Below are 24762 nucleotides of genomic sequence, written 5' to 3'. Positions count from 1 at the left end.
TGACACTTTCGTGTCACCCTTATTGCTAAGGGGTCGCTCACTCAAGATACTGACCGTCATCCCATTGCTGAGACAACGCTTAATACTTTTGTGAACATTTGATAATTTAAGTAATCAGCAGAGCTTACGCAACTGCTGGCACCTTCATCAAACGCCCACACTTATCGACTGTTAATTTTTAAAGAACTTGGGCTCCCGCCGAGGGCGGTACTGCATCTTGCTGTCAGCGACAAATCGTTTTGTTTGTCAGCAGCAGGAACAAGAGTATGAAGCAACTTCTGATTCTCGTCAACTTCTTTCTTGCTACACCGCAGTGTTTCACGGGAGCTTGTCGTAACGTTAACTACTTGATTTCGTTGCCGTTTCAACCGGAGGCGAACTATAGCAAAGCCATCGCGCCGCCACAAGCGCCGGCCTGTAGAACGCCCCCTCTAACGCTCGCGCACCAGCTTCAGCTGCGTGGCCTGGCGGCTATAGCCGGCAACCGCCTGCTTGATATAGCGGGTCAGCCCGTCGCCCGTGAGCGAGAACGGATACAGGCCGGCCTGGGCACGCAACCGAACGAATTCCGGATTCGACTCCATGCGGGCAAAGGCGGCGACCCAGCGCCGGTAGTCGGCGTCGGGCACGCCCGGCCCCATCCAGACGCCGCGGATGACCGGCCACACCACGTCGTAACCCTGCTCGCGCGCGGTCGGGACGCCGGCCAGCATGCCCGGCAGGCGGCGTTCCGACAGCACCGCCAGTACCCTGACCTTGCCCTCCCGTGCATACAGCAGCGCTTCGGACGTATCGCCCGACACCGCCTGCACGTGGCCGGCCTGCATCGCAATGAACTGCTCGCCGCCGCCTTCCAGCGCCACGAAGCGCAGCTTGCGCGGGTCGATGCCCGCCAGGCGCGCCAGCAGGGCCGTCTTGATCCAGTCCTGGCTGCCCACCGTGCCGGACATGCCGATCAAGACCCGGCGCGGATCCCGCCGCAGCGCCACCATCAGGTCGCCCAGCGTACGCCAGGGCGCGTCCGCCGGCACGGCGATCATGCCATAGTCGGCGCCAAAGGCCGCAACCCAGCGCACGTCGTCGACTTCGGCCTTGCCGAACTTGCCGAGGGCGAGATTCAGGACCGAGCCGCCGGAGAACGCGACCAGGGTATTCGGCTCGCTGCGCCGCTGCGATACCAGCGTATGCCATGCGACGGCGCCGACGCCGCCCGGCATGTACTTCAGCGCCAGTTCGGACGCACCGGTCGCGTCATGCGCCACTGCCTCGTGCATGCCCTTCTGGGCCAGCTTGCAGGTGAGATCCATTGCCCCGCCCGGTTTGGACGGAATCAGGCATTCGGCAGCGGGCGGCCGCGCCGTGGCGCCGTGACAAACCAGGACCAGGGCGGGCAACAGGAAATTTCGAAGTAGCTTCATGGCGCCATGATAGCGCCGATCAGAACCTGTGCTGGATGCCGGCGGTGATGCCGCTTTGCGTCGTGCCGGTACCGGCGTCGTCACGCGAGAGGCCGACCGGCTGGCCATGACTGGCTTTGGCGTGGGCGGCCGACAGGTAGAGGTCGGACCGCTTCGACAGCGCCAGCATGGCGCGCGCCACCAGCATGGTCGGGTCGGCGTCCTGGCCGGCCGGCAGGTTCCTGGTGTCGATATGGTAGACGGCGCCGGTCAGCGTGACCTTGCCGGCGACGCGGGCGATCCCGCCCCAGTAGGTATTACCGCGCAGGTCGGCAACCGCCGCCCGGCTTGAAGCCAGCTTGTAGCCGCGCATGCCGGCGCTGTAGCGCCATGGGCCGCTCTTGTAGTCCGCGCCCAGGTGATAAGCGGTGGTCTTGTCGCGCGCCCCACTGCCCGGCGCCGTCGTACCGTTAACCTGCTCCCAGGCCGCCATCAACCCGAGGCCGTCACCGAACCAGGAACCGCCCAGCGCCAGCTTGCGCCCGTCCGCCGTGCTGCCGCCCTGCTCGCCCAGGCCGATCGTCGCGCCATAGGTAAAGCCGCCGCGCGTGCCCTTGTACTTGATGAGGTTGTCGAAGGAAGTCGTCATGCCATACTTCGACGGCCCGGTGGCGCCGCCGCTGGTGGCCCAGGAATAATTCGGAGCGAAGCCCATCGGGTCGAACTTGATCACCAGGTCATAGGTCGTGGTGAAGGAGCGGCCGATGACTACGCGCCCGAAATCGCCCTCCAGGCCGGCCCAGGCCTGGCGCTTGAACAGGGCGCCGTCGGAGGCGCCGCTGTCCATCAGGATGCCGCCTTCCAGGTTGAACACCGCCTTCAAGCCGCCGCCCAGGTCTTCGCTGCCGCGCACGCCCCAACGCGAGGTGTTCTTGCCGCCCGAAACCACGCGCACGACGCTATCGCCGTCCGCGCCGGCGTGATTGACGGCTTCGACGCCGGCGTCGACCAGGCCATAGAGCTGGACGCTGTCCTGGGCGCGCGCATAGTTATGGGAAAGCGCTGCCAGGGCGGCGAGCGCGAGAATCGATTGCTTCATGCTGTCTCCGTGCGTTGTTATCGAAATGCTCTGTTTGTGGCGACTATATGCATGGACAGCTTTCAATTCGCTTTCACGCATCGTTGAGCAAGCACGCGCCTTCACGCAGCCTGGCCTTTGCGCTTACACTGGCGCGATGAGAATCCTGTTAGTCGAAGACCACGTCGAACTGTCGCACTGGGTATCGAAAGCCCTGCGCGACGCCCACCTCACCGTCGAATGCGCCGCCACCGGCGCCGACGCCGACGCCCTGCTGCACACTCAGGACTACGCCCTGGTGATCCTCGACCTGACCCTGCCCAGGATGGATGGGCTGGACGTGCTGCGCCGCCTGCGCGCCCGTGGCGGCGCCCGCGGCGGCACGCCGGTTCTGATTCTGACCGCGCGCGGCGGCCTGGAAGAACGGGTGCAGGGCTTGAACCTGGGCGCCGACGACTACCTGGCCAAGCCTTTCGAGCTGGCCGAACTCGAGGCGCGCGTGAAAGCCTTGCTGCGGCGGCGCGGCGGTGGCAGCGAGACGCTGGTGCACCGCTGCGGCCAGCTCAGCTTCGATACCGTCACGCGCATGTTCACCTACTGCGGCGAGCCGCTGGCCCTGACGCCGCGCGAGCACGCGGTCCTCGAAGCGCTGATCGCGCGTCCCGGCCGCGCGCTATCGAAGGAAAAGCTGTTCGACGAAGTGTTCGCGCTCAACGACGACGCCAACCTCGACGCGATCGAACTATATATCCACCGCGTGCGCAAGAAGCTCGAACGCCGTCCCGACGGCGGCGCCGCCATCGTGACCCTGCGCGGGATCGGTTACCTGATGCAGGAACGGCCGGCGTCCTGAGCGCCATCGCCATGACCATTTCCGCTTCCCTGCCTTCGAAAGCGCCCGGCAGCCTGCGCGGCCAGTTGCTGCGCTGGCTGATCCTGCCGCTGGTCGCGCTGGTTGCGCTCAACGCCGTGTCGCTCTACCGCGATGCGCTCGAGGCCGCGGACGTCGCCTACGACCGCTCGCTGCTGGCCTCCACGCGCGCGCTCGCCGAACGGGTCTCGGTCAGGGACGGCAAGGTGGTGGCCAACGTGCCCTACGTCGCGCTCGACAGTTTTGAGACCGATACCCTGGGCCGCATCTATTACAAGGTGACGGGCCTGCAGGGTGAATCTGTGTCCGGCTACGAGGACTTGCCGCCGGTGCCGAAGGAGGTGCCGCGCAGCGACCTGTATCCGGCGCTGGTGCGCTTCTACCATGCCGACTACAACGGCGAACCGGTGCGCATCGCCGCCCTGCTGCAGCCGGTGTACGACGATTCGATGCGCGGCATCGCCCTGATCCAGGTCGGCGAGACGCTGGACGCGCGCAACGCGCTGTCGCGGCGCATCCTGGTCGGTACGCTGTTGCGCCAGGCGCTGCTGGTGCTGGCCGTGGCGAGCCTGGTGTGGTTCGCCGTGCGCCTCGTGCTGCGCCCGCTGATGCGGCTGAAGAACGAGGTCGAGACGCGCGCATTGTCCGACCTGTCGAACATCGACGAGGCGCTGGTGCACAAGGAGGTGCGCCCGCTGGTGGCGGCGATGAACGGCACCATGGCGCGCATGCAGGACCTGATCGCCAGCCAGCGCCGCTTCATCGCCGACGCCTCGCACCAGCTGCGTACGCCGCTGGCCGTGCTCAAGACCCAGGCCGAACTGGCCCTGCGCGAAAACGACGCCGCCGCGATGCGCGCCATCGTCGGCTCGATCGCCGGCACCACCGACTCCGCCATCCACCTGGCCAACCGCCTGCTGACGCTGGCGCGCATCGAACACGGCAGCGGCAGCACCGACAAGGGGCCGGTGTCGCTGGCGGCGGTGGCCAGCCAGGTCGGGCTGGAACTGGCCCTGCCGGCGGTCACGCGCGGCATCGACCTGGCGCTGGAAGCGCCCGCGGGAGAGGATACGACCGTCAACGGCCAGGCCTTGCTGCTGCACGAACTGGTATCGAACCTGGTCGACAACGCGATACGCTACACGCCGCCGGGCGGCAGCGTGTTGCTGAGCATCGGGCGCCCTGAAGGCGGCGTGCTGCTCGAAGTGCTGGACAGCGGCCCCGGCATCGCGCCCGCGGAATACGACAAGGTCTTCATGCCCTTCTACCGCGCCCAGGCAACCCTGGACGCCAATCCCGGCGGCACCGGCCTGGGGCTGGCCATCGTGCGCGACATCGCCACGCTGCACGGCGCCGCCCTGGCGCTGTCTCCCGGCGCGGCGGGCCGCGGCCTGAAGGTCAGCGTGCGGTTCCCGGCGTTCGAGCCGACGCAGTAAATCCGATAGCTGTCTGAAAGCTGATTGAAAGCCAAGGGTGCCTATCCTTGGCACAAAAGAGCAATCCATCACGATGACAACAATCGGAGACAGCATGAACAACCCCACTTCCGCGCCCGCCGTCCTGGCAGCGCACCGCCCCGCCGGCCCCCGCACTACCTGGCACCACGTGACGGCGCACGCCTGATCGACCCGTAAGCCAGGCCGGCGCACACCGCGCCGGCCTGGCGGCGTGTCCCGGTGCCCTTGCCCTGTCCTGCACGACGCAGGCCCGGCTTCGTCAACCCGGCGCGCCTCCCGCAACGAGCAACGGCGGACCTGCCTGGATACGGGCACCGCACCCGCAAGGAGAATGATGATGTTGACCGCCCTGGCCTATTCGATGGTCGTAGTGTTCATGTTCCTGATCATGACGAAGCGCCTGCCGGCGCTGGTTGCCCTGATCGTCGTGCCGATCGTCTTCGGGTTGATCGGCGGCTTCGGCGCCGAGCTCGGGCCGATGATGCTGGCCGGGATCAAGAGTCTGGCGCCGACCGGCGTCATGCTGATGTTCGCCATCCTGTATTTCGGCGTCATGATCGATGCCGGCCTGTTCGACCCGATCGTGCGCACCATCCTGAAACTGGTCGGCGGCGACCCGATGAAGATCGTGGTCGGCACCGCGGCGCTGGCGATGTGCATATCGCTCGACGGCGACGGCGCCACCACCTACATGATCACGGTGGCGGCAATGCTGCCGCTATATAAACGCCTCGGCATGAGCCGGCTGACGCTGGCCTGCGTGATCATGCTGGCCGGCGGCGTCTTCAACATCCTGCCCTGGGGCGGCCCGACCGCGCGCGCCGCCAGCGCCCTGGGCGTCGAAGTGAGCGACATCTTCGTGCCGATGATCCTGCCGATGGCCGTGACCGCGGGCTGGGTGCTGTTCGTCGCCTATGTACTGGGCATGAAGGAACGCAAGCGTGTCGGCTTCCTCAGCGAGATCCCACAGGTGAAGACGAAAAAAGCGGCCAAGGTCAGCGTGCTGCAGCCGGCCTGCGCCGGACTTCCTGTTGCCGGTGAAATGAACGGCACCACCGGCCAGTGGACTGCGCACGCCGGCACTGCTGCAGCGGAAAGCAAAGTGCACTTCATCGCGGGTGCTGCCGATACCGGTACTGCTGCCGCTGGCACGGTGTCAGGTTCGGTCGGCGGCTCCGGCAACGATGCCGGCCCGACCTTCGACGGCGGCGACGCCGGCATCAAGCGCCCGAAACTGATCTGGGTGAACTTCGCCCTGACCGCCGCCCTGATGGGACTCCTGATCATGGGCGCCCTGCCGCTGCCGGTGCTGTTCATGATCTTCTTCGCGATCGCCATCATGGTCAACTACCCCGGCCTGGAAGAACAGAAGGAACGCATCGCCTCGCATGCGACCAACGTCTTGCCGGTGGTGTCGCTGATCTTCGCGGCGGGGATTTTCGTCGGCATCCTGCAGGGCACCAGGATGGTCGATGCGATCGCCACCAGCGTGATCGCCGCCGTGCCGGCCTGGATGGGCCCCTACCTGGCCATCGTCACCGGTGTGCTGAGCATTCCGTTCACCTTCTTCATCTCGAACGACGCCTTTTATTTCGGCGTCGTGCCGATCCTGGCCAAGGCTGCCGCCGTGTACGGCATCAGCGCCGCCGAAATCGGCCGCGCCTCGATCATCGGCCAGCCGGTGCACCTGCTCAGCCCCCTGGTGGCGTCGACCTACCTGCTGGTCGGGATGTCGGGCGTCGAGTTCGGCGACCACCAGCGCTACACGCTGATCTGGTCGATCAGCGCGGCGCTGGTGATGCTGGTGGCGGCGATCGTGTTTGGCGTGATTCCGTTCATGGGCAACGCATAAGCACGGGCCACGCAAAAAAAACGCCCCTGGATTCCAGGGGCGTTTTTCATTCCGGCCAAGGAAATCAGATGCCGACCATCGACACCGCCTTGGTGTTCAGGTAGCCCTCCATTGCCTCCGGGCCGCCTTCGGTGCCGTAGCCCGAATCCTTGATGCCGCCGAACGGCAGTTCGGCGCTCGGCGTCGCCGGCTGGTTAATCCACAGCATGCCCACTTCCATGCGGTTCATCAGCAGCTGCGCGTTCTTGATCGAGCGCGTGAAGGCGTAGCCGGCCAGGCCGTACGGCAGGCGGTTGGCTTCGCCGATCGCGTCTTCCAGGCTGTCGAAGCCGCGGATGCCGGCGACCGGGCCGAACGGCTCGTCGTTGAAGATGCTCGCTTCCAGCGGCACGTCGGCCAGGATGGTCGGTGCGAAGAAGTTGCCGGTCTCGCCGATGCGCTTGCCGCCGGTGGCGACGATCGCGCCGCGCGCCTGCGCATCCTCGACCACTTTCGCCATGGCGCTGATGCGGCGCGCATTGGCCAGCGGCCCCAGGGTCGTGCCTTCTTCCAGGCCGTCACCCAGTTTCAGGCGCTCGGCATGCTGCACGAAGGCGCGCGTGAATTCTTCCTTGATCGCGTTATGCACCAGGAAGCGGGTCGGCGAGATGCACACCTGGCCGGCATTGCGGAACTTGGCGGCGCCGGCGGCCTTGACCGCCAGTGCCACGTCGGCGTCTTCGGCGACGATGACCGGTGCATGGCCGCCCAGTTCCATCGTCACGCGCTTCATGTGGGCGCCGGCCAGGGCGGCGAGCTGCTTGCCGACCGGGGTCGAACCGGTGAAGGTGACCTTGCGGATGACCGGATGCGGGATCAGGTAGCCCGAGATCTCGGCCGGATCGCCGAACACCAGGCCGACCACGCCCGGCGGCACACCGGCGTCGACGAAGCATTGCAGCAGCGCCGCCGGCGAAGCCGGGGTTTCTTCCGGCGCTTTGCAGAGGAACGAGCAGCCGGTTGCCAGCGCCGCGCCCAGCTTGCGCACGATCTGGTTGATCGGGAAGTTCCAGGGCGTGAAGGCGGCGACCGGGCCGACCGGTTCCTTCAGCACCAGCTGCTGCGCGGCCGGGTTGCGCGACGGGACGATGCGGCCGTAGACGCGCATGCCTTCGGCGGCGAACCAGTCGATAATCTCGGCGCCGGCCATGGCTTCGCCCTTGGCTTCGACCAGGGGCTTGCCCTGTTCCTGGGTCAGCAGGCGGGCGATGTCGCCGGCGCGTTCGCGCAGCAGCTGCGCGGCGCGGCGCATGGTGGCGGCGCGTTCGGCCGCGGGCACGGCGCGCCAGGTCTCGAAGCCCGCCTGGGCGGCCGCCAGCGCGCGGTCGAGGTCGGCGATCGAGGCGTGGGCCACGGTGCCGATCGGCTGGCCGGTGGCCGGGTTCACGACCGGGATCGTCTTGCCGCCGGTGGCGTCGATCCATTCGTTGGCGATCAGGAGGCGGGTGTCTGGGTAGCTGGACGTGGTCATGGCGGTTACGTTCCTGTGTTGGGTAAATCGAGATAGTAACCCGAGCGCGCAGACCTTGCAGCGACGGTGCCGCCAAACCAGGGAGCAAAGCAGGTCCGCGCGGCAACGGTGCGGGCAGACTCACCCGTGGATGCTAGACTTTGCGACCCGACACCTGTCAATCCTCAGTCAAAGGAGTCGCTTTGAGTATGCGCCTGTTGTTCGTCCGCTTCCTGATTCTCCTGGCAATCACCTCTCCCTTCCACGCCGGCGCCGCCCTTCCCGGCGAACCGGAGGCCGCCCCCACCGCCCCCGCCGCCCTGCCCGACCCGCTCGGCCGCGAAAGCCCGCGCTCGATGGTCTCGAACCTGATCAAGGCGCTGGCCGAGCACGATTACGACCGTGCCGCCCAGTTCTTCGACCTGCCCGGCGACACCAATCGCCAGCGCGTCAACGCCGCCATCCAGGCGCGCGCCTTCCAGACCTTGCTCGACAATGGCGGTTCGCTCGAACCCTACGTCGCCCTGTCGAACGAGGCCGTCGGCCGGATCGACGACGACCTGCCGCTCGACCAGGAAGAAGTCGGCCACATCGCCGTGGGCGGCAAGAAGATGCCGGTGCTGCTGGCCCGCAGCGAGGAAGCCGGCCAGCAGGTGTGGCGCATTTCCCAGGACACGGCGCGCCAGATCGCCGCGGCGGAAAAGCAGCGCGCGGCGGCGCCGGTGCAAGAACCGGACAAGTACATCGTCGCCGGCGCGCCCCTGAAGGACTGGGCGCTGCTGGTCGGGCTGGCAGTCGTCATCTTCGGCGGCTTGTGGATGGTGGCGGCATTGCTGGTGGCCGCGATCCGGCGCATGGTCGCCGATCCGGCGTCGCATGGCCTGTACCGCTTCCTCGAGGCGGCGCTGCCGCCGCTGAGCCTCCTGATCGCCGTCATCGTGTTCCTGAACTGGGTCGAACGGCTGCCGGTCGCCATCGTCGCGCGCCAGACCCTGCTGCGCTATACCGGCATCGTGTTCGTGATCGCCTTTGTCTGGTTCGGCCTGCGCCTGGTCGACGCCATCGCCGAACTGGCGATCGTGCGCATGCAGCGGCACCAGCGGCGCCAGGTGGTGTCGGTCATCACCCTGCTGCGGCGCACGGCGAAAGTCCTGCTGCTGGTGTTTTCCGGGATCGGCATCCTCGACACCTTCGGCATCGACGTCACCACCGGCATCGCCGCGCTCGGGATCGGCGGTATCGCGCTGGCGCTGGGCGCCCAGAAGACGGTCGAAAACCTGGTCGGCAGCGTCACCGTGATCGCCGACCGTCCGGCCCAGGTGGGCGACTTCATCAAGGTTGGCGACGTCATCGGCACCGTGGAGGACATCGGCATCCGCTCGACCCGCATCCGCACCGGCGAGCGCACCGTGGTCACGATTCCCAACGGCGACCTGTCGGCGCGCCAGATCGAGAACTTCGCGCCGCGCGAGCGCTTCCTGTTCAATCCGGTCATCGCCATCGATTACGCCGTGTCGTCGGCCAAGCTGCGCGAGGCGATCGCCATCGTGCAGGGCGTGCTGGCCGGGCACGAGAAGATCGCCGAAGGCGCGCGCGCCAACCTGGCCAAGATCAGCGAGCGTTCGTTCAACATCGAGGTGTTCTCGTACATCGACGTGCGCGAATTCGATGCCAGCGTGCTGATCCGGGAAGAGCTGCTGCTGACGATCTACGAGCGGCTGGAAGCGGCCGGCATCGGGCTGGCTTTCCAGACCCAGACCATCGCCTTCTCGCCGGGCCAGCTGGAAGCGCTGGAAGCGTTGGCTTTGCGGCCGCCGGCGCAGGCCGGCCACGATACCGCGGCGCCGGGTCGGCTCAGCCGGTCAGCCTAGGAGCGCCTGACAAAACCGTTCGACATACTGCCAACAGATGAGCGAGCAGGCAAGTGAAAGGAACGCCTGATGGATGTCGGCTCGCCGCTCGTCCCAGATGCGCAATCTGCGAAAGCGATGTAACCATCCCAAGGTGCGCTCGACGACTCAACGCCATCGGCCGAGTCTTTCACGCGACTCCAGGCCGTCTGGAACACGGCTGCCATCCTGGCTACCGAATTACGGTCGTGTAAGTCCGGCGTCGTCCCATTGCCGCCATTCGCTGGGATCTTTGCCACTCTTGAGCGGCATTTCCGATGCTAGAATTTCCCCGCTTTTTAAACACTTACTACTAAACAATGACCACTATTCGACTTTCTCGTCCCGATGAGGGCGCACGTGCTGTCGAAATCTGGCGCCGCGCAGTCGATGCTACACATGATTTCTTGAAGCCAGAGGACCGTCAAGCCATTGAAGAATTGGTCTGCGACTTCCTCCCCAAAGCTGTGCTCTGGTTAGCAGTGGATGCTAATGATTATCCTCAGGCATTCATGCTTATTGATGACGGCCACATGGAGGCACTATTCGTTGACCCTGCCTTGAGAGGGCTGGGCATTGGTGCAGCGCTAGTCTGTCACGGCCTGACGCTCCATCCCACCATGACCACGGATGTCAATGAGCAGAACGGTCAAGCTATTGGATTTTACGAAAAGATGGGTTTCAAACGGACAGGCCGCTCTCCACTGGATGGACAGGGACGACCTTATCCTCTGATTCATTTGGCTCACAGCTGATCCTGAGTGAATGCTGTTGGCCGATTGTGTTGAAAAAAGTCGACCGGCAAAAATTTTTCGCCATTTCCCGGTAGCTCAAAGTGACCACCTTCCTGCCCTTCGTGGAACACGCGCGGTTCTGCACGGCTGAATGCCGCCGGCTCCTGCCCTGGAGACAAGGACAGGTTTTGTCAGGCGTTTTAAGCCTTTACCCCAGCAGGCCCGCGCCTGTCGCCAGCCTGAGCCAGCCCGGATACTCGGTCATCAGGAGGTCGTACAACGCATCGTCGGAATGCTCGTCGGGACTGGCGACGGCGAAGAAGTCGGCGTTGTCGATCAGGCGGCCATCGAGTTCGTCGAGCTTTTCCAGGAAGGGAAAGTCGGAGTCGGCGAAATTGGCCAGCCGCTTGTTCTTCGATTTCTTGCCCTTGCCGATGCCCATGAACTGCCAGAAGATCGGTTCGCGGCTCGACCAGCGCAGCTGGCGCTCGGTGAGGGGCTTGTCGGAGGTGGTGCCGTCGGTGACGAACATCACATACACCGGCAACGCCGCCTTGCAGGGCGTCTTGCGCTCGCCGCCGCGGGCGTCGGGGAAGTAATGGCGGCGCACGGCCTCCATCGCCGCGCCGTAGCGGGTATCGCCCTCGAGCGGGTGGCGCTCGATCATCTGGCCGACGTAGCGCGACCAGTTGTTCAGGCCCATCGGTTCGTCGCGATGAACGTTGCGGCCGAACAGGAACACATCGATTTCGCCATCGTCGTCGAAGCGGCAGCCGAGCGCCAGGATCCGTTCGGCGAACGCCTGGACCAGCCCCTTGCGGTACAGGGTGCTCATCGAGCCGGAGATGTCGAGCACCAGGCAGACCCGGGCGCGGTGCTGCGCGAGGCCGACCTTGGCCAGCGACACGCCGGCCGACTTGACCAGGTTGACCAGTTGCGGCGCCGCCCGCTCGACGCGCTTCTCCAAGCTGACCGCGGGCGCCTTGGCGGGCACAGGTGGCGGTGCCGGTGCCGATGCGACATCGGCCCCGAAATGCGCGACCAGCGCCGCCAGCCCGCCATTGAACCCCTGGCCGACGGCCATGAAGCGCCAGCCGCCATCCTTGCGGTACAACTCGCCCAGCATCACGGCCTGCTCGGCCGCGAAGTCCTGGCCGGCGAAATCGAAACGCGCGAACTCACCCTGCGCACCCAGCAGGCGCAGTGTCCCCGCCTGCAGTTGCGACATGACGCCGGCGCCATCGATGCTGGCGGTGATGACCACCCGTTCGACCGCCGCCGGCAGCCGTCCCAGCTGGAACGCGAACCCGTCCTTGTCGACCGCGACGCCGCCGCAGGGCGTGCGCGGCTGGTTGAAGAAGGTCATGTAGGGATCGCCGGCCAGCTTGCCGCCCGCATCGAGCCCGAAACAGGCGAAGTCGAGCGCCAGTCCGCGCGCGGACAAAGCGGTCCGCACGGCGCCATCGGCTGCAAAAGCGCCCAGCGGAAGGCGCTCCCCTCGTGTGAGTTGCTTCATCGATGCTCCTTGTCGTGTGTCGAACGATCAGAACAGCTCAAGATTGGGCGATGGCGCGGCCGGCCTGGGCGCACCCGGCGCCGGCCAGTCGCGCATGCTCGATGCGGGATAGTGACGCAGGAAAGTGCGCGCGGTGTCGATGCTGCGGCAGCCGAGCCAGGCGCCGACGTCCTGGTGCGGCAGGATCACGAGCGAACGCTTTTCGTCGCCAGGGCGGTGCATGCGCCGCATCAGCGGATGGTCGTCAGCGTTGATGGTGATCTGGGTGAACGAGGTGGCGAAACTACCGTCCTCCTCCTGCCAGTCGCGCCACAGACCGGCAACATAAAACAATGCGTCGTCGCGCATGCCGATCGCATGGCGTACCGCGCGCCCGCTCTCGTAGCAGGGTTCGTAGAACCAGGCCATCGGCACCGCGCACAGTTGCAGGCGGTGCCAGGCCGGGGCGAACGAACGCCGTTCGTGCAGCGATTCGGCGCGCGCATTCATGGTGTCGAACGCCTTGATCCCGGGCTTGAAGTGGCGCCGCGGGACCATGCCGTAGCTCGCCAGGCGCGCGGCTGGACGGCGGCCGGGGCGGGCGCGCAGGATCGGTGCGAGATAATCCTTCCAGGTCTCTTCCGGCCAGCGCCAGTCGCGCGGCAGGTCGGTGAACGCCTCGAGCGTGGCCAATTGCCCGGGCGTGGGAGGCTGGTAATTGACGCACATGGCCGGACTCAGAAGCCTTCGAACACCGTTTCCAGGTGGTTGACGTTGGGTGCGCCGTCGAAGCAGTGCCCGACCAGGCGGCGCCACTCCTGGAAATCGTCGCTGCCGCGGAAGTGGACGTTATGGTCCTCCACCGTTTCCCAGCGCACCAGCAGGCGGTAGGCTTGCGGGTTCTCGACGCCGCGCTGCAGCTGCATGCCGGCGCAGCCGCGAGCACGCTGGAACAGCGGCGTCGCCTGGCGCACGCCGGCTTCGAATTCGGCTTCCATGCCGGGCTTGATCAACAGTTCCGCACTTTCGAGTACCATCGCCTCTCCTTTCGCTGCATTTTCGCTGCATGCGCAACCGTGCGCATCGGATGACGATTATGCCACGGCGCCGGTGTTACTCTGCCGCGTCCAGGAAGAAAATGGCCCAGGCTTTGGCGGGCGTGTCGACGGTCGGCTTGTCGATCTGGAGCTGGGCGCAGTCTTCCGCGACCAGGCTGCGCCAGTTGCGCATGCCGGCGTTGGCGAACAGCGGATTGGCCTTGGCGCCCAGGCTGAGGTCCAGCGCCAGGCGCGCATTGCGCGCTTCGCCTTTGGCGTAGCTGACGCCGCGCAGTTCGATGCCGAAGGCGGCCAGCCACGGTTCCCACAGGCCCGATTCGGTGCCCGCGACGATCCGCTTGAACATCTCGTCCAGCGACACGCCTTTTTTCACGACGCCGCGCAGCAGTTCCAGCGATGGCGCGAAGCGCGCGTCGGTGTTCTGCTTGCCGGCGCCGCGGTCGGCGATTGCCTTGAGCTCTTTCGAGAAGGTGGCGTCGCGCTCGGTGTAGTCGCGCACGCGGTCATAGAACCCGACGTCGAGGAAGGGGTTCTCCGGGCGCCCGGCTGGTTTTTCCGAGTTGGATTGTTTTTTGTTGGTCATGGCGTGCGAAACTTCGAGGTAAGGGCGGCAGTGTAACACCGTCCTTCGCCGGCGCCACCACCAGCAGGTCGCAGGACGTGGCCGCGAGCGCTTCGTGGGTGGCCGAGATGCCGGGCAGGCCACCGGGGATACCCCACGGCCGTTCGCTCACCACGATCAGGTCGGGCGCCGCGCCGACGGCATGGACGGACAGGGCCACGCGCTCCGGGTGCGGCGTCAGCAACAGCGAAAAGCGCGTGCCCGGCAGCGCCAGCCGCTCGACGAAGCGCGCGAACGCGGCGCGGGCGGCGCTGCGCACCTTCTGCCGGTGCCGCTCGATGACGTGACTCGCCACCCCGGCGCGGCGCATGTAACCCTCCATGCCGGTGTCGAGCGCATGCAGCAGCGTGAAGCGTGCGCCGGGTGCGCAGCGCAGCGCGACCTGCACCGCATCGAGCGCGGCGTCGGAAAAGTCGGTCACCACCAGCACCCGCGCATAGGGCCGCAGCGCCGCGTTACGCACCACCAGCACCGGGCGCCGGCTGCGGCGGGCCACCGTGGCGAAGGTCCAGGCATTGCGCAGGCGCCCAAGCCAGGACGGCGCATGCCAGCCCAGCACTACCAGGCAGGGCCGGGTCGCGTCGACCCGCGCCATGGCCTGCGCGGCCAGGCCGCCGGCGCCCAGCAGCGGCCTGCAGTGCACGCCAAAGGCGCCGCGCAGGCGCGCGGCCTGGTGCCTCAGGTGGCGCGTGGCGCGCCGCCACAGCCGGCCCATCGCGCCTGGTGCGACGACGGACAGGACCTCGAACGATTCCGATGCGTGCGCCGCGGCCAGCATGGCGGCGCGGCGCGGCGGGTCGGCGGACCGGTCGGAAAATGCGGTCGCCACCAGGATGCCGTACAACACAGGCGTACTCCTTTCTGAATGATCAGTAATCTCCTGCGGGGTGATCTCCGGCGCGGGCTGGGCGGCGCCGCTTGCGGTGCGTCCCGACACATCAACTGTCCGCCCCGGCCAGGGCCGGCGCCAGCGCACGCCGTGCACTGGCCGGGCTGCGATGGCCCCAGCGCTCGAGGTAGCGCCGCTGCGCCACCATCTGGCGCACCTTGTAGGCGGCGCGCTTGACGGCGCGGTCGATCGCGGTGTACAGGTCGCCATGGACGTCGCGCACCACCAGCGTCGGCCGTCCGGGTACCGCGACCAGGATGTGGCACAGCATGTCGTGCCCGCCGCGCGCGCCACTGAGGTCGCCCAGACGCACCACGACGTCGCCGATCCGGTCGCGCGCGAACGCGAACCCGGCGCGCAGGCGCCGTTCGGCATAGCCGCGCAGGGCTGGGGTCAAGGGGAACTGTTTAGCAAGCAGATGGACTTCCATGGCGCTTCCTCCTGTCTCGTTGGTTGGACGGGACCACATCCGTGGCCGGGCTCAAGAGCCTGTTCCAGTAGACCGGGGGAAGCCGCGAGCGACATGCGCGTAGGCGATGCAGGGCAAGCGCGGGCAAGGCACAAGGAAGGCGCATGGCGGGCCATGCAACTGACGAGCAACGCAGCACCCGCTTGTCATGCGCGCCCGCAGCGACCCCGGGCTACTGGGATAGGCTCTCAGTCTCGCCCATCCGGCAGCGCTTGACCATTCGCCACTCCCCGTAAGGGTTTCGCTTAGTGTCTACCAGCGCCTGAACGGCGATAATGCGTCCATCCTCCATTCAAGAAAGAAGCCATGGCCGGCCTGCCCGCCCTCCGCTCGATCTGGTACGGTTGCGCCTTCGTGGCGGCGTATATCGCCTGCGACATGCTGAGCGGGCCGGAAGCCCGCTACCAGGCCATCGCCCCGGTCTGGCATCCGGCCGCCGGCCTTGCTTTATATGCGCTGGTGCGCCATGGCAGGCAGGCGCTGGCGCCGCTGGTGGTCGCCGCCCTGCTGGCCGCCAGCATCACGCCGGCCTTGCCCGCGCAGCCGGCGCTGTCGCTGCTGGCCGGTCTGCTGCCGCTGCCGGTGTACCTGGCGCTGGCCGCATTCACGCGCAGCCGCCTGCCCGGCAGCGCCTTTTTTGCCAGCCACCGCGGCATGCTGCTCTGGGCCGGCGTGGTGGCGCTGGGCAGCCTGACCAGCGCCTTGCTGTATGCGGCCACCGTGCGCGGCACGGGGACGCAACTGCACTGGATCGACGTGCTGACGCGCTACGCCATCGCCGAGACCGCGGGCGTGCTGGCCCTGGTGCCCGCCGCCTGCTGCCTGTTCGCCCCGGACCTGCGCGCCGACTTCCTGGCGCGGGTACGCACCCGCGAAACGCTGGCCTACACGGCCGTCATCGCGCTTGTGCTGGCGATCGCGCTGCGAAGCCCGGCCCCGGCCTCGCTTGCCTACTACCTCTTGATGCTGCCGCTGGCCTGGGCCGCGTCGCGCCAGGGGATGGCGGGCGCCGTCACCGCCGCGGTCGTACTCGAAGCGGGCGTCACCGTCGCGGCGCTGTGGCCGGTCGCCCACCTCGAGCAGATGCCGAACCTGCAGATGCTGGTGCTGACCCTGATCCTGTCGGGCTTCCTGATCGGCATCGCGGTCGACCTGGCCCGCCGCGCCAGCGACGAGCTGCGCCACTCGCTGCGCCTGGCCGCGGCCGGCGAAATGGCGGCCGCCGTGGCGCACGAGCTGAACCAGCCGCTGACCGCGCTCTCGGCCTATGGCAGCGCCTGCCAGCGGCTGGTGCTGCGCGACGGCGGCGACCCGCTGCTGCACAAGACCATCGACGCGATGGCGGCCGAATCGCAGCGCGCCGCCAACGTGCTCAGGCGCTTGCGCGAATTCTTCCGCAGCGGCGCGATCGCGCTCGAAGCGCTGTCGCTGGCGCAACTGGTAGAGGACAGCGTCGGCGCATTCGCCGAACAGGCGCGCGCCGCCGGGGTGGCATTGGAAGTGCGGCCGCTCCCGGACGCGCACCTGCTGGGCGACCGCATCCAGCTCGACATCGTGCTGCGCAACCTGCTGGCGAACGCCTTGCAAGCGCTGGAGGGAATGCCAGCGGACGCGCCGCGCCACATCACGGTCGATGCGGGCGTGGCAAATGGTTCGATCCGGATTCGCGTCGCCGACAACGGCCCCGGCATCGCCGACAAGGTACGCGAGCGCCTGTTCGAACCTTTCGTGTCGCTCAAGTCGAGCGGCCTCGGGCTCGGGCTGGCGATCAGCCGCTCGATCGTCGAAGCCCACGGCGGTACGCTGGTGGCGGAACCGGGGCGCCAGGCGGCATTCACACTGACAGTGCCGGCGCAGCCGGCGGGTGCGGACAAAGAACCGATTCGGAGTGCATCGTATGACCACTGAAAACACCGTCTACATCGTCGACGACGACGCCGCCGTGCGCGATGCGCTCGGCCTGCTATTGAGCCTGCACGGCTACCGCACGGCGTTCTTCGCCGACGCCGAAGCCTTCCTGCAGGCCTGGTCGCCGGCCATGCGCGGCTGCATGCTGCTCGACATCCGCATGCCGGGCATGGATGGCCTGACGCTGCAAAAGACCTTGCGCGAGCGCGGCTGCCGCCTGCCGGTACTGGTCATCACCGGCCACGGCGACGTCGATTCGGCACGCGAAGCGTTTCGCGCCGACGCGGTCGACTTCCTGGAAAAGCCGCTGCGCGAAGCGCAACTGGTGGCGGCGATCGAAGAAGCCTTCCTGCGCCAGGCCAGCGACAACCGCGCCGGCCCGGCCCATGCGGACTATGCGCGGCGCCATGCCAGCCTGACCCCACGGGAAGGCGAAGTGATGCAACTGGTGGTGGCCGGCCGCCACAACCGCGAGATCGCGCGCGACCTCGGCATCAGCGTGCGCACCGTCGAGGTACACAAGGCGCGCATGATGGAAAAACTGCAGGCGCCGACGGTCGCCGACCTGGTGCGCCAGCACTTGCAGTACGGCGCCGGATAATATCGGCGCCTGTGCCCGATCAGCGCAGGAAGTCGCCCTCGCGCTCGGGTTGCGCCACCACTTCGAGCACGTCCAGGCGCAGCTTGCCGCCGCGCGGCGTCGGCCATTCGATCGCGTCCCCGGCCGCCAGGCCAAGCAGCGCGCTGCCGACCGGCGCCAGCACCGAGATCCGGTCCGCGCAGCCGGCGTCTTCCGGATACACCAGGGTCAGGCAGAATTCCTTGCGCGGCACCGCCATTGCAAATCGTACCGTCGAATTCATGGTGACGACGTCCGGCGGCATGTCGTGCGGCGCGCGCACGTCGGCGCGGTCGAGTTCATCGATCAGCGCGTCCTTGCCGGGCAGCGTGCGCGCGGGCATGGCGCCCAGCAGCGCCTCGATGCGTGCGAGGTCGCGCGAGGACACGATCGGATTGGGTTGGTTCATGCGGGACTCCATCATGGTGCTAGAGCGTGGCTTCGAACAACGTCGCCATGGTGGCGATCGCCGCCGCCGCGCCGCCCGACAGCACGACGCGCGCCAATCCCCGGCGCCGGCGCAGGCCGCGCGCGACAATGGCCTTGGCGATGCGGCGCTTGCTGCGGCGTTCCATGCGTGACTTCGCATGCGATCCGGGCTCGCGTTCGAATGGTGCAGAGTGGGATTTCATTGGCTGGTTCCTCCTGGCATAGACGCGCATGGCGCACACGCGCGACCTGGCTGGTCACGCGAGCGCCTCATGCATCGAACATCAAGCGTCAGTATGGCGGAGGTTGCGCGCCGGGGCATCGGGGAACCTGCGTAAGGGTTTCCCTGATATGACGCCGTTTCCGTGGCCGTGGAAGCAGGCGGTGCGCGGCGTTTACGCGTGGACTCGGGAGTCCACCCTACATGACCACCCTGGCGCGCGCCGCATGCAGCTTGCGGTAGCTGTCGATCAGGCGGTGATGGCGGTCCAGCCCTTCCAGTTTCATGCTGGTCGGTGCCAGGCCGAAGAAACGCACGCTGCCGTCCACCGAGCCGAGCGCGGCGTCCATGCGCACGTCGCCGTACATGCGGCGGAAGTTGTGGACGTAATCGTCCAGTTCCAGCTCGTCGTCCAGCACCACTTCCAGCACCACGTTCAGCGCCTGGTAGAACAGGCGCCGCTCGACCGTGTTGTCGTTGTACTGCAAAAAGGCGCCGACCAGGTCGTGGGCGGCTTCGAATTCGTTCAGCGCCAGGTTGATCAGGAGGCGCAACTCGAGCACGGTCAGCTGGCCCCACTCGGTGTTTTCGTCGAACTCGATGCCGATCAGGCTGGCGATATCCGAATGTTCGTCGAGCTCGTTGTTTTCCAGGCGATCCAGCAAATCCGACAGCTGCTCGTCGTCCAGGCGGTGCAGGTTCAGGATGTCTTCGCGGAACAGCAGGGACTTGTTGGTGTTGTCCCACACCAGGTCTTCGACCGGATAGATTTCCGAATAGCCCGGCACCAGGATGCGGCAGGCGACCGCACCGAGTTCGTCGTACACGGCCGTGTAGACTTCCTTGCCCATCTCTTCCAGGATGCCGAGCAGGGTCGCCGCTTCCTGCGCGTTCGAGTCCTTGCCCTCGCCGGAGAAATCCCACTCGACGAAGTCGTAGTCCGACTTGGCGCTGAAGAAGCGCCACGACACCACGCCGCTCGAATCGATGAAGTGTTCGACGAAATTGTACGGCTCGGTCACGGCTTCGCTGGCGAAGGTCGGCTGCGGCAAGTCGTTCAAGCCTTCGAAGCTGCGCCCCTGCAGCAGTTCGGTCAGGCTGCGCTCCAGCGCCACCTCGAAGCTCGGGTGCGCGCCGAACGAGGCGAACACGCCGCCGGTGCGCGGGTTCATCAGGGTGACGCACATCACCGGATACAGGCCGCCCAGCGACGCATCCTTGACGAGCACCGGGAAGCCCTGCTCTTCCAGGCCTTTGATTCCGGCATTGACACCGGGGTATTTCGCCAGTACCTCTTGCGGCACGTCCGGCAAGGCGAATTCGCCTTCGAGGATTTCGCGCTTCACCGCGCGCTCGAAGATCTCGGACAGGCACTGCACCTGCGCCTCGGCCAGCGTATTCCCGGCGCTCATGCCGTTGCTGGCATACAGGTTCTCGATCAGGTTCGACGGGAAGTACACGGTTGCGCCATCCGAATGACGTACGTAGGGCAGCGAGACGATGCCGCGCTCCGCGTTGCCGGAATTGGTGTCGACCAGGTGCGAGCCGCGCAGTTCGCCGTCCGGGTCATAGATGCCGAGGGTATATGGGTCGAGGATTTCCTTCGGCAGCTTGTCGCTCCGTCCCGGTTTGAACCAGCGCTCGCTCGGGTAATGCACGAAGTCGGCCCTGGCGATGTCTTCGCCCCAGAACACGCCGGCATAGAAGTGGTTGTTGTTCAGGCGTTCGATGTATTCGCCCAGGGCCGAAGCCAGTGCGCTTTCCTTGGTCGCGCCCTTGCCGTTGGTGAAGCACATCGGCGAATGCGCGTCGCGGATGTGCAGCGACCACACGTTCGGCACGATGTTGCGCCAGGAGGCGATCTCGATCTTGATGCCCCAGCTGGCCAGCTGCGCCGACATGTTGGCGATGGTTTCCTCCAAGGCCAGGTCCTTGCCGGGAATGTAGGTGCGCGCCGCGGCATCCGGCTGCAGCGTCAGCAGCGCCTGGGCGTCGGCGTCCAGGCTCTCGACTTCTTCGATGACGAACTGCGGTCCTTCCTGCACGACTTTCTTGACGGTGCAGCGCTCGATCGAGCGCAGGATGCCCTGGCGGTCCTTGTCCGAAATATCGGTCGGCAGCTCGACCTGGATCTTGAAGATCTGCTTGTAGCGGTTTTCCGGGTCGACGATATTATTTTGCGACAGGCGGATGTTCTCGGTCGGGATGTCGCGGGTGTTGCAGTACAACTTCACGAAATAGGCCGCGCACAGGGCCGACGAAGCCAGGAAGTAATCGAAGGGACCCGGCGCCGAGCCGTCGCCCTTGTAGCGGATCGGCTGGTCGGCGATGACGGTGAAGTCATCGAACTTGGCCTCCAGGCGCAGTTTGTCGAGGAAGTTGACTTTGATTTCCATGGAAGTGTTCCAGTTGGTGGCAGCGACGGTCCGGCATGATGCGTCGTCCCAGCCATATAACAATATGCAAAATACGAAGCCCTGCAAGGCAGGGCTGTACAGGTCAATGACTAAGCGAGGTGCACGTCATTGCGGAAGCCGCGATTGTCTCACATAGCAACCGGCGATGTCTCGGTGCGAAAGCTTACCGTCGCAGCTCGGCCATGATCTTCTCGGCCAAAAAATCGCAGGGCGGCCGGCGCGACTTGGTGCTGCGCGCCAGGATCATCTCGAGCGGGTCGATGTCGGGCAAGCCCTGTGTCTCGTCCAGCAGGGCGAAGTGGGCCGGGACCGCGCAGCGCGCCAGCGGCGCCACCGCCAGCCCCGCCTCGACCATGCTCAGCAGCCCGAGAATGCTGGGACTCTCGTACGAGGTGCGGTAAGGGATCTTCGCGCGTTCCAGGCTGCGGATGGCGTTTTCGCGCGCCACGCTCCCGGGCAGGAAGACCGCGATCGGCAGCGGCCGCTCGCGCCACAGCTCGCCGGCGCTCGCGTTGGCGGCCCAGACCATCGGTTCGAAGCGGATGAACTCTCCCGACAGGCCTTTCACCCGCGTGGCGCAGGCCAGGTCGACCGAGCCGTCCTTGACCAGCGGCGCGAGCTGCACGCTCGGCAGCCCGACCACCCCGATCTCGACCTTCGGGTAAGTGGCGGAAAACTTCTTCAGGATCGAGGGCAGCAGCGACGACGCGTAATCGTCGGGCACGCCGATGACGACGCGGCCGGTGACGTCGGGCCGCACCACGGCCGCCCAGGCTTCCTCGCGCAGCGCCAGCATGCGGCGCGCGTATACCAGCAGGGTTTCGCCATCCTGGGTGGGCGTCACGCTGCGCGGCCGGCGCACGAACAGCGGCTTGCCGAGCGCGCTTTCGAGCGTCTTGATCTGCATGCTCACCGCCGATTGCGAGCGATGCACCAGTTCGGCCGCGCGGCTGATGTTGCCGGTGTCGGCCACGGCCACGATCATGGCCAGTACGTCCAGGTCGAGCGCTTTCATAAGGTCTTCGAAGCTATCAGAAAATCAGATGGATATGATCAATATTATGCGATTTTCTTAATGCTCGTACAGGAGCATAGTAGCGACAAGGAGGCCGACTATGAACGCCCGTGTGAATTCCCCCATCTTTGCCGTACCCGAACCCAGCTTCGCCACGCTGCCATCCGGGCAGCGCATGGCCTACGTCGCCTCGGGCGCGGGCGAGCCGCTCGTGTTCGTGCATGGCTCGCTGTGCGACTACCGCTATTGGAACGCGCAGACGGCGGCGCTGTCGACGCATTTCCTGTGCGTGTCGGTCAGCCTCGGCCATTATTGGCCGCATGATTGGCCGAATGACGAAACCGGCGCACAGGGCGCGTTCAGCTGGGAGGCGCACGTCGCCGAACTCGCGGAATTCATCAGCGTCCTGCACAGCGGTCCGGTGCACCTGGTCGGGCATTCGCGCGGCGCCTGCGTCGCCTTCCAGCTGGCACGCGCTCATCCGGTGCTGGTGAAGACCCTGACCCTCGCCGATCCCGGCGGCCCGCTCGACCTTGGGGACGGTGTGGAAGCCGCGCTGCCGCCCGCCACGCTGGCGCTGCGCGACCAGGTCGCCGCGCTGATCGCCGGCGGCGCGCTGGACGCGGGACTGGAAATGTTCGTCGACTCGGTCAGCATGGCCGGCATCTGGCGCCGCAGCAGCCCGGCGTTCCGCAGCATGGCCCTGGCCAACGCGGCCACGCTGCCGAAGCAGTTCCGCGATCCGCTGCCGGCCTATTCGCGCGCCGCGGCCGGCGCCGTCGCCTGTCCCACCCTGCTGATCGCCGGCGAAAAGAGTCCGCGCATGTACCGCGACAACGTGGAAAAGCTGGCCGGCTGGATCGCGCAGGTGGACAAGCGCACGGTCGCCGGCGCCTCGCACGGGATGAACGTCACCCACCCGGCTAGCTTCAACCGGCTGGTGCAGGCCTTCGCGGGCTAGGCAGAGCGGCCTTCAGGCGGTCTTGCGCACTGCGGCTACCCGCAGTTCCGGCGCAGCAGCGGAACGCTCATGCCGGATCAGCGCCACCGCAAGCGTCGCCACCACCGCGGGAATCCCAATCGCGATGAAATTCTGCTGCAGCGGCAGGGTCATGCCGACCAGGGTGCCGATCGCGATCGGCGCCAGGATCGCGCCGCTGCGGCCGACGCCAGAGGCCCAGCCGATGCCGGTCGAGCGGATCGCCCCCGGATAGAACTGGCCGGCGTAGGCGTAGGTGACGATCTGGGTGCCGATGGTCGAGGCGCCGGCCAGGCCCACCAGCAGGAACAGCACCGGCGTCGACACAGGATAGCCAAGCAGCGAGATCGACACCGCTGCCAGCGCATACATCGCCATCAGCACGTACTTGATGTGGAACTTGTCGGCCAGCCAGCCGCCGCCGACGGCGCCGATCACCGCGCCGAAGTTCAGCACCAGGACAAACGTCAGCGCCGAGCCGAGGCTGTAGCCGGCGCCCGCCATCAGCTTGGTCAGCCAGGAACTGAGCGCGTACACCATGAACAGGCACATGAAAAAGGCGATCCAGAACATCGCGGTGGAAAACGCCCTGCCGACCTGGAACAGCTGGCCAACTGGCGCGCCGGAAGCGCGCTCGACCGCCGGCAGGTCGAAGCGGTCGCCCGGCTGGGCGCGATAGGCCGGGTCGAGGCGGCCAAGGATCGCCTTCAGTTCGTCCAGGCGGCCCTGCTTGAGCAGGAAAGGCATCGATTCCGGCATCGACTTCAGCACGAACGGAATCAGGAGCACCGGCACGCCGGCCGCCAGGAACACCGACTGCCAGCCGTATTGTTCGATCAAGCCCTTGCCGAGGACGGCGGCCAGCATGCCGCCGACGGCGTAGCCGCTGAACATCAGCGTCACCATCGTGGCGCGGATCTTGCGCGGCGAGTATTCGGTCATTTGCGCCACCACGTTGGGCATGACGCCGCCGATGCCCAGGCCCGCCAGGAAGCGCATGGCGCTGAACACGTACGGGTCGTTCGTGAGACCCGCGGCGGCGGTGAACACGCTGAACAGGCCGATGCAGATGGCGATCGCGGCGCGCCGGCCGATGCGGTCGGCCAGGGTGCCGAGGGTGATCGCGCCGAACATCATGCCGAACAGGGCGGAACTGACCATGAAGCCGGCGTTTTGGGCAGTGACGCCCATGTCCTGCATGATCGATGGCAGCGCGATGCCGGCCACCGCCAGGTCGTAGCCGTCGCAGATGATGATGATCGCGCACCACAGCAGCAGCGCTGCATGGAAGCGGTTGAACCTGGCCGCGTCCGCGGTCTTGTGGATGTCGATGTGTCGCATGATACGTGTCTCCGTAATCGTTGGTGTTTGAATTGCGCGCGGTCAGTCCTACTTGACTGGATGTGTCGGCGCCCTCCTCCCATGCAGGATCCACCAGGCCACCATGCCGATGACGATGCCCCAGAAAGCCGAACCGAGGCCGAGGAAGCGCATGCCGGATGCGGTGGCGAGGAAAGTGATGACGGCCGCTTCGCGGTGGTCGTCGGCGGCGACGACACCGGCCAGGTTGGCCGTGATCGGCCCGACCAGCGCCAGCCCCGCCAACGTGACCACCAGTTCCTTCGGCAAGGCCGCGAACTGAATCGCCCCGGGTTTTGTAGAGGCTCCATTGTTTGAGAGAATGGAGTCATGAAAAAGCAACCCGAGTATTCCCCCGAAGTCGTCGAGCGCGCTGTGCGCATGGTCAGCGAAGCCGGCAGCCAGTACGAGTCGCAGTGGGCGGCGATCACGTCGATCGCGGCCAAGATCGGCTGCACGCCGGAGACGCTGCGCCGCTGGGTACGCCAGCAGGAGCGTGACACGGGCCAGCGCTCA

The 24762-nt window shown here is 66.5% G+C and carries 23 protein-coding genes and 2 pseudogenes; 9 read left to right on the top strand and 16 right to left on the bottom strand.

All coding sequences use genetic code 11. The features are described 5' to 3' along the window. Window positions 1-431: 431 nt before the first annotated feature. Window positions 432-1418: a Bug family tripartite tricarboxylate transporter substrate binding protein gene (locus tag AC56LG_RS24450; protein ID WP_497168634.1), complete on the bottom strand. Its 987-nt coding sequence runs from the start codon at window positions 1416-1418 to the stop codon at window positions 432-434. A gap of 19 nt (window positions 1419-1437) precedes the next feature. Then, window positions 1438-2496, bottom strand: a complete 1059-nt coding sequence (locus AC56LG_RS24445; RefSeq protein WP_497168633.1) for a porin — start codon at window positions 2494-2496, stop codon at window positions 1438-1440. Between the two features lie 136 nt (window positions 2497-2632). Between AC56LG_RS24445 and AC56LG_RS24440 the strand changes: the two genes are divergently transcribed. The 3 genes from AC56LG_RS24440 (at window position 2633) to AC56LG_RS24430 (ending at window position 6655) form a co-directional block, all read left to right on the top strand. Next, complete coding sequence (locus AC56LG_RS24440) at window positions 2633-3328, top strand: response regulator (RefSeq protein ID WP_497168632.1); 696 nt, start codon at window positions 2633-2635, stop codon at window positions 3326-3328. An 11-nt stretch (window positions 3329-3339) separates the two neighbouring features. Next, window positions 3340-4782, top strand: a complete 1443-nt coding sequence (locus AC56LG_RS24435; protein ID WP_497168631.1) for a sensor histidine kinase — start codon at window positions 3340-3342, stop codon at window positions 4780-4782. 358 nt (window positions 4783-5140) lie between these two features. After that, on the top strand, window positions 5141-6655 hold the full coding sequence (locus AC56LG_RS24430) for a CitMHS family transporter (protein WP_497168635.1): 1515 nt from the start codon (window positions 5141-5143) through the stop codon (window positions 6653-6655). A 64-nt stretch (window positions 6656-6719) separates the two neighbouring features. Here the strand turns inward: AC56LG_RS24430 and AC56LG_RS24425 are convergent, their stop codons facing one another. After that, complete coding sequence (locus AC56LG_RS24425; RefSeq protein WP_497168630.1) at window positions 6720-8165, bottom strand: NAD-dependent succinate-semialdehyde dehydrogenase; 1446 nt, start codon at window positions 8163-8165, stop codon at window positions 6720-6722. A gap of 188 nt (window positions 8166-8353) precedes the next feature. On the opposite strand from AC56LG_RS24425, the gene AC56LG_RS24420 reads away from it, so the two are divergent. Continuing rightward, the gene (locus tag AC56LG_RS24420) at window positions 8354-10015 is read left to right on the top strand and encodes a mechanosensitive ion channel family protein (protein ID WP_497168629.1); all 1662 of its coding nucleotides are present in this window, start codon (window positions 8354-8356) and stop codon (window positions 10013-10015) included. On the opposite strand, the pseudogene AC56LG_RS24415 reads toward AC56LG_RS24420, so the two are convergent. Further along, a pseudogene (locus tag AC56LG_RS24415) lies at window positions 10007-10162 on the bottom strand (IS5/IS1182 family transposase); the annotation flags it as partial. The gene AC56LG_RS24420 and the pseudogene AC56LG_RS24415 sit on opposite strands and share 9 nt — an antisense overlap. A gap of 191 nt (window positions 10163-10353) precedes the next feature. Between AC56LG_RS24415 and AC56LG_RS24410 the strand changes: the two are divergent. Continuing rightward, the gene (locus AC56LG_RS24410) at window positions 10354-10788 is read left to right on the top strand and encodes an acetyltransferase (RefSeq protein ID WP_497168628.1); all 435 of its coding nucleotides are present in this window, start codon (window positions 10354-10356) and stop codon (window positions 10786-10788) included. A 187-nt stretch (window positions 10789-10975) separates the two neighbouring features. Here the strand turns inward: AC56LG_RS24410 and AC56LG_RS24405 are convergent, their stop codons facing one another. From AC56LG_RS24405 to AC56LG_RS24380, 6 genes are all read right to left on the bottom strand, one after another. Beyond that, the gene (locus AC56LG_RS24405) at window positions 10976-12283 is read right to left on the bottom strand and encodes a VWA domain-containing protein (protein ID WP_497168627.1); all 1308 of its coding nucleotides are present in this window, start codon (window positions 12281-12283) and stop codon (window positions 10976-10978) included. Between the two features lie 27 nt (window positions 12284-12310). Next, entirely contained in the window at window positions 12311-12991 is a 681-nt protein-coding gene (locus tag AC56LG_RS24400; protein WP_497168626.1) for an SOS response-associated peptidase family protein, read from the bottom strand. Between the two features lie 8 nt (window positions 12992-12999). After that, the gene (locus tag AC56LG_RS24395) at window positions 13000-13299 is read right to left on the bottom strand and encodes an antibiotic biosynthesis monooxygenase family protein (protein ID WP_497168625.1); all 300 of its coding nucleotides are present in this window, start codon (window positions 13297-13299) and stop codon (window positions 13000-13002) included. Between the two features lie 76 nt (window positions 13300-13375). Next, window positions 13376-13903, bottom strand: coding sequence for a hypothetical protein (locus tag AC56LG_RS24390; protein WP_497168624.1), 528 nt, complete (start codon window positions 13901-13903; stop codon window positions 13376-13378). Further along, the gene (locus AC56LG_RS24385; RefSeq protein ID WP_497168623.1) at window positions 13824-14789 is read right to left on the bottom strand and encodes a universal stress protein; all 966 of its coding nucleotides are present in this window, start codon (window positions 14787-14789) and stop codon (window positions 13824-13826) included. The genes AC56LG_RS24390 and AC56LG_RS24385 overlap by 80 nt, the downstream gene beginning before the upstream one ends. 91 nt (window positions 14790-14880) lie before the next feature. Then, window positions 14881-15261 (bottom strand): HPF/RaiA family ribosome-associated protein, encoded by a 381-nt coding sequence (locus tag AC56LG_RS24380; protein ID WP_497168622.1) that lies wholly within the window; start codon window positions 15259-15261, stop codon window positions 14881-14883. Between the two features lie 345 nt (window positions 15262-15606). Between AC56LG_RS24380 and AC56LG_RS24375 the strand changes: the two genes are divergently transcribed. Both AC56LG_RS24375 and AC56LG_RS24370 read left to right on the top strand, forming a co-directional pair. Beyond that, on the top strand, window positions 15607-17208 hold the full coding sequence (locus tag AC56LG_RS24375; RefSeq protein WP_497168621.1) for an ATP-binding protein: 1602 nt from the start codon (window positions 15607-15609) through the stop codon (window positions 17206-17208). After that, a complete protein-coding gene (locus AC56LG_RS24370) occupies window positions 17198-17809 on the top strand; it encodes a response regulator transcription factor (RefSeq protein WP_497168620.1) in 612 nt (203 codons plus the stop codon). The genes AC56LG_RS24375 and AC56LG_RS24370 overlap by 11 nt, the downstream gene beginning before the upstream one ends. Window positions 17810-17828: 19 nt before the next feature. Here the strand turns inward: AC56LG_RS24370 and rnk are convergent, their stop codons facing one another. From rnk to AC56LG_RS24350, 4 genes are all read right to left on the bottom strand, one after another. After that, complete coding sequence (gene rnk, locus AC56LG_RS24365; RefSeq protein ID WP_497168619.1) at window positions 17829-18236, bottom strand: nucleoside diphosphate kinase regulator; 408 nt, start codon at window positions 18234-18236, stop codon at window positions 17829-17831. Window positions 18237-18255: 19 nt separating this feature from the next. Continuing rightward, on the bottom strand, window positions 18256-18459 hold the full coding sequence (locus tag AC56LG_RS24360) for a hypothetical protein (RefSeq protein ID WP_497168618.1): 204 nt from the start codon (window positions 18457-18459) through the stop codon (window positions 18256-18258). 217 nt (window positions 18460-18676) lie between these two features. After that, window positions 18677-20872 (bottom strand): OsmC domain/YcaO domain-containing protein, encoded by a 2196-nt coding sequence (locus AC56LG_RS24355; RefSeq protein ID WP_497168617.1) that lies wholly within the window; start codon window positions 20870-20872, stop codon window positions 18677-18679. A gap of 184 nt (window positions 20873-21056) precedes the next feature. Next, on the bottom strand, window positions 21057-21908 hold the full coding sequence (locus AC56LG_RS24350; RefSeq protein ID WP_497168616.1) for a LysR family transcriptional regulator: 852 nt from the start codon (window positions 21906-21908) through the stop codon (window positions 21057-21059). Window positions 21909-22008: 100 nt separating this feature from the next. On the opposite strand from AC56LG_RS24350, the gene AC56LG_RS24345 reads away from it, so the two are divergent. After that, the gene (locus AC56LG_RS24345; RefSeq protein ID WP_497168615.1) at window positions 22009-22869 is read left to right on the top strand and encodes an alpha/beta fold hydrolase; all 861 of its coding nucleotides are present in this window, start codon (window positions 22009-22011) and stop codon (window positions 22867-22869) included. Window positions 22870-22881: 12 nt separating this feature from the next. Here AC56LG_RS24345 and AC56LG_RS24340 read toward each other — a convergent pair whose 3' ends face one another. Then, window positions 22882-24228 (bottom strand): MFS transporter, encoded by a 1347-nt coding sequence (locus AC56LG_RS24340; protein ID WP_497168614.1) that lies wholly within the window; start codon window positions 24226-24228, stop codon window positions 22882-22884. 48 nt (window positions 24229-24276) lie between these two features. Beyond that, window positions 24277-24525: pseudogene (locus AC56LG_RS24335) on the bottom strand (benzoate/H(+) symporter BenE family transporter); the annotation flags it as partial. A 51-nt stretch (window positions 24526-24576) separates the two neighbouring features. On the opposite strand from AC56LG_RS24335, the gene AC56LG_RS24330 reads away from it, so the two are divergent. After that, the coding region (locus AC56LG_RS24330; RefSeq protein ID WP_497168613.1) for a transposase at window positions 24577-24762 on the top strand (186 nt) is incomplete at its 3' end.

The organism is Telluria sp. ZB2R32 (assembly GCF_059685715.1).
This window is presented reverse-complemented; position numbering and strand designations above follow the sequence as displayed.

Coding starts and splice junctions, on each gene's coding strand:
- AC56LG_RS24450 (WP_497168634.1), bottom strand. CDS start 1,418: ATGAAGCTACTTCGAAATTTCCTGTTGCCCGCCCTGGTCCTGGTTTGT.
- AC56LG_RS24445 (WP_497168633.1), bottom strand. CDS start 2,496: ATGAAGCAATCGATTCTCGCGCTCGCCGCCCTGGCAGCGCTTTCCCAT.
- AC56LG_RS24440 (WP_497168632.1), top strand. CDS start 2,633: ATGAGAATCCTGTTAGTCGAAGACCACGTCGAACTGTCGCACTGGGTA.
- AC56LG_RS24435 (WP_497168631.1), top strand. CDS start 3,340: ATGACCATTTCCGCTTCCCTGCCTTCGAAAGCGCCCGGCAGCCTGCGC.
- AC56LG_RS24430 (WP_497168635.1), top strand. CDS start 5,141: ATGTTGACCGCCCTGGCCTATTCGATGGTCGTAGTGTTCATGTTCCTG.
- AC56LG_RS24425 (WP_497168630.1), bottom strand. CDS start 8,165: ATGACCACGTCCAGCTACCCAGACACCCGCCTCCTGATCGCCAACGAA.
- AC56LG_RS24420 (WP_497168629.1), top strand. CDS start 8,354: ATGCGCCTGTTGTTCGTCCGCTTCCTGATTCTCCTGGCAATCACCTCT.
- AC56LG_RS24410 (WP_497168628.1), top strand. CDS start 10,354: ATGACCACTATTCGACTTTCTCGTCCCGATGAGGGCGCACGTGCTGTC.
- AC56LG_RS24405 (WP_497168627.1), bottom strand. CDS start 12,283: ATGAAGCAACTCACACGAGGGGAGCGCCTTCCGCTGGGCGCTTTTGCA.
- AC56LG_RS24400 (WP_497168626.1), bottom strand. CDS start 12,991: ATGTGCGTCAATTACCAGCCTCCCACGCCCGGGCAATTGGCCACGCTC.
- AC56LG_RS24395 (WP_497168625.1), bottom strand. CDS start 13,299: ATGGTACTCGAAAGTGCGGAACTGTTGATCAAGCCCGGCATGGAAGCC.
- AC56LG_RS24390 (WP_497168624.1), bottom strand. CDS start 13,903: ATGACCAACAAAAAACAATCCAACTCGGAAAAACCAGCCGGGCGCCCG.
- AC56LG_RS24380 (WP_497168622.1), bottom strand. CDS start 15,261: ATGGAAGTCCATCTGCTTGCTAAACAGTTCCCCTTGACCCCAGCCCTG.
- AC56LG_RS24375 (WP_497168621.1), top strand. CDS start 15,607: ATGGCCGGCCTGCCCGCCCTCCGCTCGATCTGGTACGGTTGCGCCTTC.
- AC56LG_RS24370 (WP_497168620.1), top strand. CDS start 17,198: ATGACCACTGAAAACACCGTCTACATCGTCGACGACGACGCCGCCGTG.
- rnk (WP_497168619.1), bottom strand. CDS start 18,236: ATGAACCAACCCAATCCGATCGTGTCCTCGCGCGACCTCGCACGCATC.
- AC56LG_RS24360 (WP_497168618.1), bottom strand. CDS start 18,459: ATGAAATCCCACTCTGCACCATTCGAACGCGAGCCCGGATCGCATGCG.
- AC56LG_RS24355 (WP_497168617.1), bottom strand. CDS start 20,872: ATGGAAATCAAAGTCAACTTCCTCGACAAACTGCGCCTGGAGGCCAAG.
- AC56LG_RS24350 (WP_497168616.1), bottom strand. CDS start 21,908: ATGAAAGCGCTCGACCTGGACGTACTGGCCATGATCGTGGCCGTGGCC.
- AC56LG_RS24345 (WP_497168615.1), top strand. CDS start 22,009: ATGAACGCCCGTGTGAATTCCCCCATCTTTGCCGTACCCGAACCCAGC.
- AC56LG_RS24340 (WP_497168614.1), bottom strand. CDS start 24,228: ATGCGACACATCGACATCCACAAGACCGCGGACGCGGCCAGGTTCAAC.